This window comes from Pandoraea sp. E26, assembly GCF_000681415.1.
GTDB lineage: Bacteria > Pseudomonadota > Gammaproteobacteria > Burkholderiales > Burkholderiaceae > Pandoraea > Pandoraea pnomenusa.
Genome location: NZ_AYXJ01000007.1, coordinates 107,209 through 120,672, shown reverse-complemented (window position 1 = coordinate 120,672; position 13,464 = coordinate 107,209). Strand labels below are relative to the sequence as shown.

Genomic DNA, 13,464 nt, shown 5'->3' with positions numbered 1-13,464 from the left:
ACCGTCACCACGGTGCCGGCGCCGGCACCGCACACGGGCCGTCGACACCGACGCTGGTGAAATCAGCCGGCCCCACCACCTCCAGATACTCCATGTCGGGCGAATAGTCGAAGAGGAAATGGCGAATGCCGGGACGCTGGTGAACGCAGTCTCCCGCCTCCACGAGCGTTTCCTTGTCTTCGTACATGAACTTCGCCCAGCCCTTGAGCATGTACACGATGTGGAAATCGGCCCCGTGGATATGCCATCCCGTGCCAGCCTCCGGCGCGCTGTTGGCACGTACCAGATGGGCGATGACCTTGCCACCGGTGGCATCGGCAATGCCGAGATCGCGATACACGAAGAAATCGCGCAGGCCCCCACCGACGAAAGCGGTATCGCCTGGCTTGACGTGCGAGAACTTGTTTGGGGTGCTGTTCATGATGTCGGTTGTGACTCCATAAAAACTACGGGATGGGAAACCGCGACTACTGTGCCGTCCAGCCGCCGTCGGCGGCCCACGTCGCGCCGCGGACCTCCGCCGCCATCGGCGAGCAGAGCATCAATGCGATGCTCCCGAGCATCTCCGGCGTCACGAATTGACCGGACGGCTGTTTTTCCCCGAGCAAACGCGTGCGCGCGTCGTCCGCCGAGAGTCCTTCGCGCAGGGCAAGATCGTCGATCTGTTTCTGTACCAGCGGCGTGAGCACGAAACCCGGACAGATGGCATTGCACGTCACGCCGGTCGTCGCCGTTTCCAGCGCGGTGACCTTCGTGAGTCCGACCAGGCCGTGCTTGGCGGCCACATAGGCCGACTTTCCGGCGGAGCCCACCAGCCCGTGCACCGACGCGATGTTGACGATCCGCCCCCAGTTTCTCTCGCGCATACCCGCAAGGGCATGCCGCGTCGTGTGAAACGCCGACGTCAGGTTGATCGCGATAATGTCGTCCCACTGCTGCGCCGGAAACGACTCGATGGGCGCCACGTGCTGGATGCCCGCATTATTGACAAGGATGTCCACGCCGCCGAAGCGCTCGCGTGCGACGTCGAACATGTGCTCGATCTCGTCGGCGCGGCGCATGTCCGCGGGGAGATGAATCGCATGCGCGCCGGTCGATTCGACCGCGCGGCGCGCCGCTTCGACATCGCCAAAGCCGTTGAGCACGATATTCGCGCCGGCACGTGCGAGCGCCTGGGCGATGCCCAATCCGATGCCGCTCGTCGAACCGGTAATCAGTGCCGTCTTGCCGTTCAGGCGCATTGCAGCGTCCATCTCAGGTGCGGTACGAGCCGAAGTGGAGGAAATGGCGGTCATGTTCACACCAGCCCCGTCGTGTAATAGAGCGTGATCACGAAGAACACCGCCATCGTCTTGATCACCGTCACGGCGAAGATGTCGCGATACGATTCGCGGTGCGTGAGACCGGTCACGGCGAGCAACGTGATGACCGCGCCGTTGTGCGGCAGTGTGTCCATGCCGCCGCTGGCCATGGCGACCACGCGGTGCAGCACCTCGAGCGGAATGTGCGACGCCTGCGCCGCCTTGATGAACGTGTCGGACATGGCCGCAAGCGCGATGCTCATCCCGCCCGACGCGGAGCCCGTGATGCCCGCGAGCGTGGAGACGGAGACCGCGGCGTTCACGAGCGGGTTGGGAATTCCCTTGAGTGCGTCGGCCACCACGAGGAAGCCGGGGAGCGCCGCGATGACGCCGCCGAATCCATACTCGGACGCCGTGTTGAGCGTCGCGAGCAATGCACCGGAGACAGCGACCTTCGTACCGTTGGCGAAACGGTCGCGCACCTTGCCGAACGCGGTGACAAGCACGAGCAGGATGCCGGTCAGCAATGCCCCCTCCACCGCCCAGATCGCCACCACGCCGTTGATCGAGATCGACACCGGTGCATGAAGCCCCGGGAGGATATCGGGCGTGACATCGAATTGGCCGCCGTACCAATGCGGGATCGCCTTCGTGAGGGCGTAGTTCACCACGCCGACGAGGATCAGCGGCGTGATGGCGAGCACGGGGTTCGGCAGATTGTCCGAGTTCACTCGCTCGGGCTCATTGAGCAGCGAGGCACCATAGCCCTCGCCGTTGGCCGCGGCGGCGCGGCGGCGCCATTCGAGATAAGTCAGCCCCACCACGACGATGAAGACCGCGCCGGCAACACCGAGCACGGGTGCGGCCCAGGCCGTGGTCTTGAAGAACGTCGTCGGAATGATGTTCTGAATCTGCGGAGTGCCCGGCAGCGAATCCATCGTGAAACTGAAGGCGCCCAGCGCGATGGCGCCAGGCATCAACCGCTTCGGAATGTTGCTCTGCCGGTAGAGCTCCGCCGCGAACGGGTAGACGGCGAATACGACCACGAACAGAGAAACCCCTCCGTAGGTGAGTAGCGCACACACGGCCACGATGACCGCATTGGCCCGCGTGCGGCCGATGTACTTGATCGCGGCGGCCACGATGGACTCGGAGAAGCCGGACAGCTCGATGACCTTGCCAAACACGGCGCCAAGCAGGAACACGGGCAGATAAAGCTTGACGAAGCCGACCAGCTTGTCCATGAAAATCCCGGAAAACACGGGGGCAACCGCTTCCGGCTGGGTCAGGAGAACCGCCCCGAGTGCTGCGATGGGGGCAAACAGAATCACGCTGTAGCCGCGGTACGCGACAAACATCAGAAACGCCAGTGCGGCGAGCACGATGAGAAACGACATCTTGTCTCCAGTTTGTTTGCCTGCACGGGGTTGTGCAGGTTGAAGTTCTTACGTTCGACTGCCAGCTACGCAAAAAGCATGCCGCATCGCGTTAACATCATGATTACAAAGGACACCGACCTCCCTATCGAAGCGCCAAATGAAAAAACGAAGGCCGCTGACGGGCCATGCGGCGCCTTGACGTCTCCATTTGGAGACATTTCCGGGACATCCCACTACGCGGTAACAAGTCGATCGAGGTGAAACGAGAAGAATTCCGATGGTTCAGGCGTTTTCACCAATCGAGCGAATGTCTCCATTCGTGGAATAATCGTCTCCAAATGTGGACTTTCCGGATTTCAGCATGATGAACGACGATGCGCGCAACGCGCCGGGTCTCGATAGACAGCACGACCTGCTCTCCGATTACGAGTTCGTTCGCAAGCAGGCCATGCAATCGCTGTTCGAAACGCTGGATCATTCCAGCGAGGGCACCGTCGTGGTGGACGGCGATGCGCGAATCGTATGGATCAACCGGGGCTACGCGGCGCGGTTCGGATTCAGCAATCCGGATGCCGTGATCGGACTCGACTGCGAGGACGTCATCCCCAACAGTCTGATGCGCGAGGTGGTGTCCACCGGACGGCCGATTCTGCTCGACATTCTCGAGACCGGACACGAGCCGCTGGTGGTCACGCGGCTCCCCATCCGCGACGCCCATGGCAAAACGGTCGGCGCCGTGGGGTTCGCGCTGTTCGACGAACTCAAGGCGCTCACGCCCATGTTCAGCAAGTACTCGCGCTTGCAGACGGAACTGCTCGCAACGCGCCAGTCGCTCGCGCAAGCCAGGCGGGCCAAATACAGTTTTGGGAGTTTCGTGGGCACCAGCGCGGCAAGCCTGGAGACGAAGCGCCTCGGACGCCGTGCCGCGCAGCTCGACTCGCCGGTGCTGCTGCTCGGCGAGACCGGTACGGGCAAGGAATTGCTCGCGCACGCCATCCATGGTGCTTCCGCGCGGGCCGACAAACCCCTTGTCACGGTCAACGTGGCAGCCATTCCCGACGCCTTGCTCGAAGTCGAATTCTTCGGCGCGGCAGCGGGCGCCTATACCGGCGCCGACCGGAAAGGCCGCACCGGCAAGTTCGAGCTGGCCCAGGGGGGAACGCTCTTTCTCGATGAAATCGGCGACATGCCGCTACCGCTGCAGGGCAAGCTGTTGCGCGTGCTTCAGGAACGGGAGTTCGAGCCGATCGGATCGAACCGGATGGTGCATACGGACGTGCGCATCATCGCCGCCACCTCCGCCGATCTTCCGAATCTCGTGGCGCAAGGGCGCTTTCGCGCCGACTTGTACTACCGGTTGAATGTCCTGACGATTCGCGTGCCGCCACTGCGCGAACGGCCGTCGGATATCGAGGCCATGGCGTACGCGATTCTCGACAAGCTGAGCGCCTACCGCGACGCCGGTCATCTGGAACTGGACGAAGGCGCCATCGACTGCCTTCGCGCCTACCGCTGGCCCGGCAACGTCCGGGAGTTGCACAACACGCTCGAGCGCGTTGCCCTGCTCTCGGAAAGCGAGCGCATCGACGCGCGCTCGCTTTCCCGCTTCATCGGCGAGGGCATGGGCGACGGCGAGGCTAACCACCCGACCGGTGGCGCCGGCACTGCCGCTTTCGCCGTCCCGTCCGATAACAAAACCGCCGACGACGCGAATGCCCAGCGCTATGACGACGCCATGCGGGCGTTCGAGCGTCAATTGCTGACACAAGCGCTGCGCGCCGCCGGGGGCCGGGTTGCCGACGCCGCCGCGCGGCTCGATATCGGACGTGCCACCCTTTACAAGAAGATGGCCGCACTGGGCATCACGGCGCGCGAGTAACGCGCATGGGATCGACAGGCCGCGCAAACGCAATACTGCCCGATTTTTTCTCGTCAGTTGCCGCGTAGCCGGGCGATCGGCCATAATCGACCATTGCCTGTCAGAAGTCACAGGGCAACTGCGCTGGTTCGGGGCACAACTTATAACAAGCGAATTGCGACGCAAATGGCAGCCGTAATCACGAAATACGTCAGGGACGGGATCACGTATTACGAAATTCGGGGGGCTCTGCCCGACGGGAAACGCTACCGCGACCGGGTGGGTTTCAGCGAGGGCGAAATGAGATTCCGGGCACTCGTTGCGAGGCGCATCGTATTGATGCGCAACGATTACCTCTCCGAAATCAAACGCGTCGGCGACGAAATCAAAAATGCCAGGCCAACGCCCGGCTGGATGAGCCAACTGATTTTCTAGCGAACGCTACCCACACCATCGCTGCGCCCAGACTCGTGCCGGCCGGTTGAGCGGGCGGTTCCCCGTGGATGTTGCGCGACCGGCACGCCAACCGTGCAAGCGGCGCTCGGCACTTGGCGCGCGAGGGGCGACGCGCGCCCCGCCCCGATCACTCCAGCTTGAAGCTGAGCTTCGCGGTGATCCGAAAATTGACGATCTTTCCGTTGTCCACTTCGGCCGAAAGATCCTTGATGTAGATCGATTTGACGTCGCGAAGCGATTTCTGCGCCTCCTTGACCGCATTCCCGGCGGCGTCCTCCCAGCTTTTCGGCGATTCCGAGAGCACTTCGATAACCTTGACGACTTTGGACATGGTTGCCTCCTGTCTGAATTCGCGGACGGGCGTCGCCGAGCGAAATCGGGCCGCCCTCGACAAGCGTGGCATGCCGCAGCCAGTCGACGTTGACCGACGTCAAACGAATTCCGTTGCGCTCACGATGCATCGCGCTGACGCGGGTAGGCGCGGGCGCTCCCCTCATCCGGTTGGGGGAGCGGTCTGACGTAGATCAAAGGCACTCGCCATGAACGACGGATATGGCGTGCCTGCGGCTAAGTTGAAATTTCGACAGACCGACATGGAGCGAACGCGATGACGCCCGCCCGGATATCCGAAAAACGAACACCCGTCGAGGTTGAGATCAACGGCAACCATTATGTGGGGCACTACCGCGTGGTGAATGGCTCGGTCATCGCCTACGTGGGGGACGAGTGCGTTTTTGCGTCGTACGACATGAATACGCCCGAGGCGGTCGCACGGTGGCTCATCTCCGACATATGCCGCAAGCAGCAAAAGAGGGAAAAAAGGCCCCGATCACGGTGACACGCGACGTCGCGCCGCCCCGCAAGGCGCCGCCAGCGGAAGCGCCGGCATTCGCGACGGCCTCGCGGGCCGCGTCCGCGTGTCGATCGTCGACGTTCTCCGAGCTGGCCTCAACGTTGGTACGGTGCGGCGGCGTTCAGGCGACACGCATCGTGGCGGCCGGCGCCGCGGAAGACTTGCACCAGTTTCGCGTGACGATGCGTCGCTTGCGCGCGCTTTGGTGGACCTATCGTCCGTTGCTGGATCGCCGGCAATACGCGCGGCATCGCGCGCTGTTCAAGGGCCTCGGGGACATCGCCGGCCAGGTGCGAAACTACGACGTCCTGTCTTCATTGCTCGCGTGCGTCGCACACGACGCACCGCTGCCGGAAAACATTGCCCGCGAGCGCGCGCTCGCATTGGCGCACGCGAAAACGACGATGGCGCGACGCGAAGTCATGCGGGATCTGGCCAATACCAGCGCGCAAGCGGTGCAGTCCCTGCGCCCCTTGCCAAAGTGCGCGCAGAGCGAAGACGCGTTCGTCTCGCTGCGCATCGCCGTTGCAAGAAAAAACATGAAACGGGAGGCGAAAAGCGCGGGACACGCGCCAGGACGCAGCCGACTGGAGCAACTCCATGAGCTTCGAAAGCGCGGGAAGACCGTGAGGTATCTGCTCGAATTGTTCGAACATGGCAACGCCGCCGACAAACGGCATCTCAAACAACTCGGTCGGTTGCAGGAATCGCTCGGCAAGCTTAATGACGTCGTGGCCAGCGAAGCCCTGCTGCGCAGTCGACCCGGACTGCTCGGCGGCCGGATGGATGCCGCAAAGTTGCGCAAGCGATTGCGATCCCTGAGAAAGCGCCATCTTCGCGCCGCGATGGCGTTGATTCGCGCATAGACAACGATGGCCAGGGCCATCGCGTGACCTCCCTCGGTCTCCCTCGACGCCCGGCACGGACGTGGCGGCGAGTGTGTGGCGGAGCGGCGCGGTGCCGCGCCGCGTCCGACGTCGCACGCTCGGATCGAGCGGTGCTGTCGCGTCACACCGGAACGCCGCTTCGCTCGCTGTTCATCACGTTGCCTTTCGGACCGCGCCGGTAAAGCCGCAGCGCGGCAAGCAGGCCACACAATGCCGCGAAACTCATCCAGTATCCCGGCGCCGCCTTGTCGTGCGTGATCTGGATCAGGTACGTGGAGATGGCGGGCGTAAAGCCACCGAACACCGCGGTCGCCAGGCTGAACGCGAGCGAGAATCCGGCCACGCGCACCTGCACGGGCATCACCTCCGTGAGGGCAGCGACCATCGCCCCGTTATACATCCCGAAGAAGAACGAGAACCACAGCAGCACGCTCAGCATGCGGACAAAGCTCGGCGCCTGCGCCAGCCAGTCGAGCGCCGGATAGGCGGTACAGATCGCCAGAAGGGAAATGCCGATCAGCACAGGCTTGCGCCCGATCCGATCCGAGATCGCGCCGCCGATGGGCAGCCACATGAAATTCGATGCCGCGGCGAGCAAGGTCACCAGCAGGCTGTCAGACGTCGAGAGCTTGAGGACGGACTTGCCGAACGTCGGGGTATAGACGGTGATGAGATAAAACGTCGTGGTCGTCATCGCCGTGAGCATCATGCCGCCCAGGACGGTGCGCCAATGCGCGAAAAGCATCGCCACGATGTCGCGCAACGGGGGGCGATGGCCTCGTGCCTCGAAGGCGGCCGTCTCCTGCAGCGAGCGGCGCAGAACAAACAGCAGCGGCACGATGGCGCATCCGACGAAGAACGGAACCCGCCAGCCCCACGCCGCGATCTGTTGCCCGGTAAGCCATTGATTCAAGCCGTAGCCGATCGCCGCGGCCATCACGATGGCGACTTGCTGGCTCGCGGACTGCCAGCTCGTGTAGAACCCCTTGCGGCCCGGCGTCGCCATCTCGGCGAGATAAACGGACACGCCGCCGAGTTCGGCCCCCGCCGAGAAGCCCTGCAAAAGCCGGCCCAACAGCACCAGTGCCGGCGCCAGCAAACCGATGCGCTCGTACCCGGGAACGCATGCAATGAGTATGGTGCCGCTTGCCATGATCGACAGCGTCACGATCAAGCCCTGGCGTCGCCCCACCTTGTCGATATAGGCGCCGAGGAAGATGGCGCCCAGCGGTCGCATGAGAAATCCCGCGCCGAACACGGCGAAGGTGAGCATGAGCGATGCGTATTCGCTGGTCGCAGGAAAGAATATCTTCGAGATCGACGTGGCGTAAAAGCCGAACAGGAAGAAATCGAACTGCTCGATGAAGTTGCCGCTCGTCACGCGCAGCACAGCGGCCGCCCGGTTCGCGCGCCGACCGCCGGCGCTCGCCGCAATGGATTCGGTGGGGTTCATGGTTGTCTCCAGGTTATTGTGTGGGCACCGGCGCTGCGTGAGCGCCGGGCCATCGCTATTCCGAGCCCAGGCTCAGGGTGTTGCGCTGCCGCCTCTCGATGGACGACTTGAGCAATGCCGCACTGCGAAAGATGCCGTGGGCGAACTTCCCGTATGGCAGCGTTGCGAACAGCGCCATGACGATGCCCAGGTGAAGCGCGAGCAACGTCGGCATCGCGGCAGTTGTCCGGCACGCGAGCAATCCGAGGCCCGACGCGCTGGTCAACAGCAGGAGCGCGATGAAGCCGCGATCCATCGGGCGCTGGCGTGTGTCGGTGCGCGCGGGATCGCGCCGGACGTTCAGCCACAGCAGCCCCGTCGGCCCCACGATGAGCCCGGCGCCACCGAGCACGCCCAGCACCACGGGAGCGCTCAGGACCGGATACGGGGCCTCGAGGCCAAATGCATAGTGATAGAGCGTTGCCACGACGGTCGCGCCAAAGCAAAGCATGAAGCCGTAAAAGGTCAGGTGATGGAAACGGCGCCGCGCGAGCGTGAAGGCGTCGTCCGCTTCGTTGCAGCCCTCGCCGTGGCCGCCGTCGAGATACTTGAGCGTCAGCGCGTGACGGGCGGCCTCGCTCACCGCGGGCACGCTTGCCGTCCCCGGCGCAACGTCGCGCCAGAACCGCCGAACGCCAATACCCAATGCGAGCGCGGCGAACAGGAACACCGCCCCGAACATCACGGCGAGCAGGTTGTGCGGAAAGATCGCATAGAAGTCCGCAGGCGCGCCGCTCGGCGCAAGGCCGCCGCGCAGTCCCAGGCCCAGCAGCAGGAACAGCGAGATGCCGGCCGCCAGCGCGATGGACAAGGTCACCCCATTGCGCCGGTACAACGCGCCGAACGCTGCGGGAAACGCGTACTCGGAATAGGTCTCGAGGCGCACTTGAGCCATCGCCTTGGGCACGTTGACGGCGAACTCATGGGGCGGCGCGTACTGGCACGCGTGATAACAGGCACCGCAGTTGTGGCAGAGATTGGCGAGGTAGTGCACATCTGCCTTGGCGAATTCGAGGCGGCGCGTCATTGCCGGGAATACGGCGCAAAATCCCTCGCAATAGCGGCAGGCGTTGCAGATCTGCATCTGACGCGCGACTTCCGCCTCGCCTGGATTAAGCGCGACGATGGGAATCACGCGCGCGGCCTTGCCTCGTGCGCCCGCGCCGGCGGGCTTCGAAACGAGCGGCGCCAACGAAGGGCCTTGCTCGGAGGGGATTGCGTCAGACTTCTGCACTGCGAAACTCCGTGTTCTTGAGGGCGGCGCGGGCGGCCTGCGTTCCGGCGATTCGCCCGAAAGCCGTTCCGATCGACATGCCGACGCCTGCCGTATAGCCCTTGCCGAGTACGTTGCCAGCCATCATTTCGCCGGCAACGAACAGGTTGTCGCTCGGCGCGCCGCCGAAATGCACCTGCGCGCGGTCGTTGGTCTTCAGGCCGAGGTAGGTAAAGGTGATACCGGGGCGCAACGCGTAGCCGTAGAACGGCGGCGTATCGATCCGGCGCGCCCAGTGTGTCTTGGGCGGCGTGAGGCCTTCCGTATGGCAGTCGTCGAGAGCGGTGTGATCGAATGTACCGCCCCGGCAGGCCTGGTTGTAGCGTGCGATGGTGTCCACGAACGGCCCCTCGGGGAGCTGAAGCTTGCGCGCCAGCGCTTCGAGCGAGTCGGCGCGCTCGCCCGGGAAGACCGGCGGCATGAAGCGTCCGATCGCCTTGGCGTCGATGATGGAGTAGCCGATCTGCCCCGGCTGGAGCGCGACGAGCCGACCCCAGATCGCATAGCGCTTGGGCCAGAAGTCCTCGCCCTCGTCGTAGAACCGATCACCGTCCCGATTCACGACGACGCCCAGCGACACGCAATCGATGCGCGTGCAAATGCCGCCGTCGTATAGCGGGGCGCGCGCATCGATCGCAACGCAGTGCGACTGCGACGGATCGCCGATCATGTCGGCGCCGGTATCCATCAGGTGCTTGAGCAGCACCCCCTTGTTGAAACGCGTGCCACGAATCAGAAAGTTATCGGCAGGCCATTCGCCGCGCGCGTTCTGGCCCCAGGCGTCTCGCAGCCACTCGCGATTCGACTCGAATCCACCGGCGGCCAGCACGCAGGCGCGCGCGGCAAACCGCTTGTTGCCGCTGCGCGCCGCCACGAAGCGGTCGCCATCGAGCTCGAGCGAATCGACCGGCGTGTCGTAGCGGATGTCCACGCCGAGGGCTTCCGCACTGCGGTAGTAGGCATTGACGAGCGCCTTGCCACCGCCCATGAAGAAGGCGTTGGTGCGCGCGACGTGCAGCGCGCCGGACAGCGGCGGCTGGAAACGCACGCCGTGTTTCTGCATCCACGGACGGCACGACGACGATGCGCGGATCGTCAACCTGGCGAGATGTTCGTCGGTAAGCCCGCCGGTGACCTTCAGCAGGTCCTGCCAGAACTCCTCCTCGGGATAGGCATCGACGAGAACGTCCTGCGGGGCATCGTGCATGCAGCGCAGATTGCGCGTGTGCTGCGAGTTCCCGCCGCGCCATTCACGCGGCGCCGACTCGAGGAGCTGAACCGACGCCCCCGCCTCGCGCGCCATGAGCGCGGCGCAAAGCGCGGCGTTGCCTCCTCCGATTACCAGTACGTCGACCATTTGACTTGACTCCTTTCGCACGCATCATAGGGATGTCAAATCCGGGTCGCCAGACGTCAGGCGTCAAGGGGCCTTCACGTTTCGTGAACGGTCGGGGTACGCAGCCGCGCGCCGGGCCACCGGCCTTCGCGCACGAGTTGACGTGCTACGTCGGCGAGCACGACGCGCGCGGCCAGACCGGCGGGCGACAGTTCATCGTCCGACACGCTGACGATCATGTTGGGCCGGGTGGCGTAGTGCTCGGCGACGGGCACGCTGGCCAGCGGCACCGGCGCTGGCCGCGCGAGCGCCGCCCCGGGTTGAATCGTCGCGCCCATGCCCGCGCAAACCATGTCCATGAGCAGTGCCAGGCCGTCGACCTCGGCGACCACATTCGGCTCGAAGCGCGCCCGCTTGAACGCCGTGGCGAGCTGCGAGCGCAGGCCGTGCGTGCTGCTGGGCAGAATCAGCGGAAGCTTGTCGAGGTTCCTGAGCCTGACGGAGGCGCCGCTCGGCATGCCGTCGAGGTCGACGGCGCCAATGAGGAACAACGGCTCGTCGAGCAGCGGCATCACGCTCCAGCGTTGCGCGGGGACCTCATGAAAAATCACGGCAAGATCGATCTGGCGGGCCCCGAGCATCGACGAGAGATAGCCGGAAAGGCTCTCCACGATGCGCAGGCGCACGTCGGGATACCGTTCGCGCATGGACCGTGCGAAGGCGACGCCGAGCACACTCGCCGTGCTCGGCGCCAACCCAACGCTCACATGCCCCGACAGACGGGCGGAGCGCGCGGCGGATGCGGCGGCGTCGGCATGACGCAGGGCAAGCTGTGCCTGGCGCCAGAACGCCAGTCCCGCGTCGGTGGGCACAACGCCGTTGGAGGTTCGCTGCAACAGGCGGGTCGACAGTTCGCTCTCGAGGCGGCTGATCTGCTGGCTCAGCGCAGAGGTCACGACGCCAAGTTCGAGAGCCGCTCGCCCCATGCTCCCGTGTTCGACCACGCTCACGAAATACCGCAGTTGTCTGAGTTCCATTTCACGATGGGGGACTTTGCCCGTCGGGGATTTTCGGTTGAAATCCCGCAGATATTACCTTCGGGCGCGATTCACTGATCGGTTTGGTGCGCGCTACGGCCTTCGGCCCAACGGCGATGGCTAACCTGAACGCCAGCGCATCTGGTCAATGGCGGGCGGGGCCCGATTCCCGCCCATCGGCAACCGTGCGGGCGCCCGGCGAGCGCGACACAATGGCGCGCTCGATCAGTTCGACAACGCCATCGAGCGCCCGCGCCGGGTCCAGCCCGCTGTGGCGCAGTGCAATTGCACGTGCGGCCTCGCGAAACGTCTGCGTCGCCAACATCGTCCGCAGGACGGGTCCAAAGTGTTCGGTCACGTGGGCCGGCAGAATGCCCAATCCGGCACCGGCATTGGCGACGTTTTCGGTCACGCGAAGCTGTTCGATATGCATTGGCAACGCCAACATCGGAACACCGGCGAGCAGGCACGCCAACGCCGTGCCATGCCCACCGTGGGTGATGGCCAGATCACAGCGGCCGAGCAGTGCGTCGATCCTTACCGGCTGATCGTAAATGCGCAGGGTTCGGTACCGCGCCGCCTGCTCCGGGCGAACGTCCGGCAACGTGGCGATGACTTCGGCACCGGCGTCGTCCAACAAACGCAAGACAGCGTCGAGGTACGGCGAGGCGCGCAGATAGACAAACACGCGCGGCACATCGTCACGCTTCCATTCGACAGGTTCACCGTGGGATTCCGGAGCAGGCATTGCGCCAATGAACATCGCGTCCGGCGAACGCATCCCATCGTAGTGATCCAGCGCCGGGATACTGAGCAGGCGAGTTTCGTTCGCCCTGAAGCATTCATCGAGCGGGTATGGACCTCCGAACACCTGCTGCACCGCGAGCGCCACTCGATGCCCCGTTTGCACGACCTCATCCTTCATCGCAGAATCCCACGGGCGAAAGTTCGGCGCGGGCGCCAGCGTCGGCGCAATCGTGAAACCGGTGCCGAGGTGCACGGTAGGAACGCCAATGCGATTTGCCGCCAACAATGCAAACGGCGCATGTTCGACAAGCACGAGGTCGGGCTGGAGTACATCGAAGAGATGACGCCACGCGCCCACCATTCCTGCGAGATGCGTTGCGTGAGCCGCGCCACACGCGGCAAGAATATCGGTGTGAGAAGCGACATCGCGCCCCAGTGGCGGGACGCCTTGGGCGACCGGCGCGGCGAACCACCGCAACCCCAGCGGTGCCAGGTATCGATGCGCCTGCGCCACGTCTCGTATTCCGAACGAGACGTCGTGACCGAGCGACCGCAACCGCTGCGCGACCGGCAGCAAGTTCCAAAGATGCCCGAGATTCTCGCCAAGCTCCCAGGCGATGACGATACGGCTCATGTTCCCCTCTCGTTATACATTCGCCCGCCGGATGCCGCGCACTTGTCGGCCAACGCGCGCCCTTCGTCCAACCGCGGGTTTACTCGCAAAACTGCAGAACAAGCGCAGGCAATTAACCTGTCGACGATGAATAACGCTTCGCCATCGTAACAATATTCAAACGCGACGGAATCATTTCCGCAGATCTGTCACTCATGAGCAAGCCAACAAC

General features: G+C 64.2%; 13 protein-coding genes. 4 read left to right on the top strand and 9 right to left on the bottom strand.

Annotated elements, in window-relative coordinates:
• Window positions 1–4 precede the first annotated feature (4 nt).
• Genes W930_RS0104500 through W930_RS0104490 form a run of 3 tightly spaced genes read right to left on the bottom strand, consistent with a single transcriptional unit; the run spans window position 5 to window position 2,698 of the window.
• Window positions 5–421 carry a cupin domain-containing protein gene (locus W930_RS0104500; RefSeq protein ID WP_174554929.1) on the bottom strand — a complete coding sequence of 139 codons (417 nt, stop codon included), beginning with the start codon at window positions 419–421 and terminating at the stop codon, window positions 5–7.
• Window positions 422–467: 46 nt separating this feature from the next.
• A complete protein-coding gene (locus tag W930_RS0104495) occupies window positions 468–1,253 on the bottom strand; it encodes a 3-hydroxybutyrate dehydrogenase (RefSeq protein ID WP_028730811.1) in 786 nt (261 codons plus the stop codon).
• Window positions 1,254–1,297: 44 nt separating this feature from the next.
• Window positions 1,298–2,698 carry a GntP family permease gene (locus W930_RS0104490; protein WP_023873516.1) on the bottom strand — a complete coding sequence of 467 codons (1,401 nt, stop codon included), beginning with the start codon at window positions 2,696–2,698 and terminating at the stop codon, window positions 1,298–1,300.
• Between the two features lie 343 nt (window positions 2,699–3,041).
• Here W930_RS0104490 and W930_RS0104485 point away from each other — a divergent pair, with 343 nt between their 5' ends.
• Together W930_RS0104485 and W930_RS0104480 are read left to right on the top strand one after the other, a co-directional pair.
• Window positions 3,042–4,559, top strand: coding sequence for a sigma-54-dependent Fis family transcriptional regulator (locus W930_RS0104485; protein WP_024788563.1), 1,518 nt, complete (start codon window positions 3,042–3,044; stop codon window positions 4,557–4,559).
• A gap of 165 nt (window positions 4,560–4,724) precedes the next feature.
• On the top strand, window positions 4,725–4,973 hold the full coding sequence (locus tag W930_RS0104480; RefSeq protein ID WP_023597049.1) for a hypothetical protein: 249 nt from the start codon (window positions 4,725–4,727) through the stop codon (window positions 4,971–4,973).
• Window positions 4,974–5,121: 148 nt separating this feature from the next.
• Here W930_RS0104480 and W930_RS0104475 read toward each other — a convergent pair whose 3' ends face one another.
• Window positions 5,122–5,325 carry a dodecin family protein gene (locus tag W930_RS0104475; protein WP_023597050.1) on the bottom strand — a complete coding sequence of 68 codons (204 nt, stop codon included), beginning with the start codon at window positions 5,323–5,325 and terminating at the stop codon, window positions 5,122–5,124.
• Window positions 5,326–5,786: 461 nt separating this feature from the next.
• Here W930_RS0104475 and W930_RS0104465 point away from each other — a divergent pair, with 461 nt between their 5' ends.
• Entirely contained in the window at window positions 5,787–6,713 is a 927-nt protein-coding gene (locus tag W930_RS0104465) for a CHAD domain-containing protein (RefSeq protein ID WP_080685153.1), read from the top strand.
• Between the two features lie 142 nt (window positions 6,714–6,855).
• Here W930_RS0104465 and W930_RS0104460 read toward each other — a convergent pair whose 3' ends face one another.
• The 5 genes from W930_RS0104460 to W930_RS30390 form a co-directional block, all read right to left on the bottom strand.
• Window positions 6,856–8,187 (bottom strand): MFS transporter, encoded by a 1,332-nt coding sequence (locus W930_RS0104460; RefSeq protein WP_023597053.1) that lies wholly within the window; start codon window positions 8,185–8,187, stop codon window positions 6,856–6,858.
• A 55-nt stretch (window positions 8,188–8,242) separates the two neighbouring features.
• The gene (tcuB, locus tag W930_RS0104455) at window positions 8,243–9,460 is read right to left on the bottom strand and encodes a tricarballylate utilization 4Fe-4S protein TcuB (RefSeq protein ID WP_023873511.1); all 1,218 of its coding nucleotides are present in this window, start codon (window positions 9,458–9,460) and stop codon (window positions 8,243–8,245) included.
• Window positions 9,447–10,856 carry an FAD-dependent tricarballylate dehydrogenase TcuA gene (gene tcuA / locus W930_RS0104450; protein ID WP_023873510.1) on the bottom strand — a complete coding sequence of 470 codons (1,410 nt, stop codon included), beginning with the start codon at window positions 10,854–10,856 and terminating at the stop codon, window positions 9,447–9,449. Before tcuA ends, tcuB begins: the two co-directional genes overlap by 14 nt.
• A gap of 74 nt (window positions 10,857–10,930) precedes the next feature.
• A complete protein-coding gene (locus W930_RS0104445) occupies window positions 10,931–11,872 on the bottom strand; it encodes a LysR family transcriptional regulator (RefSeq protein ID WP_023597056.1) in 942 nt (313 codons plus the stop codon).
• 145 nt (window positions 11,873–12,017) lie between these two features.
• On the bottom strand, window positions 12,018–12,764 hold the full coding sequence (locus tag W930_RS30390; protein ID WP_158516328.1) for a glycosyltransferase: 747 nt from the start codon (window positions 12,762–12,764) through the stop codon (window positions 12,018–12,020).
• Between the two features lie 153 nt (window positions 12,765–12,917).
• Between W930_RS30390 and W930_RS30385 the strand changes: the two genes are divergently transcribed.
• Window positions 12,918–13,403 (top strand): hypothetical protein, encoded by a 486-nt coding sequence (locus tag W930_RS30385; RefSeq protein ID WP_158516327.1) that lies wholly within the window; start codon window positions 12,918–12,920, stop codon window positions 13,401–13,403.
• The last annotated feature ends 61 nt before the right edge of the window (window positions 13,404–13,464 follow it).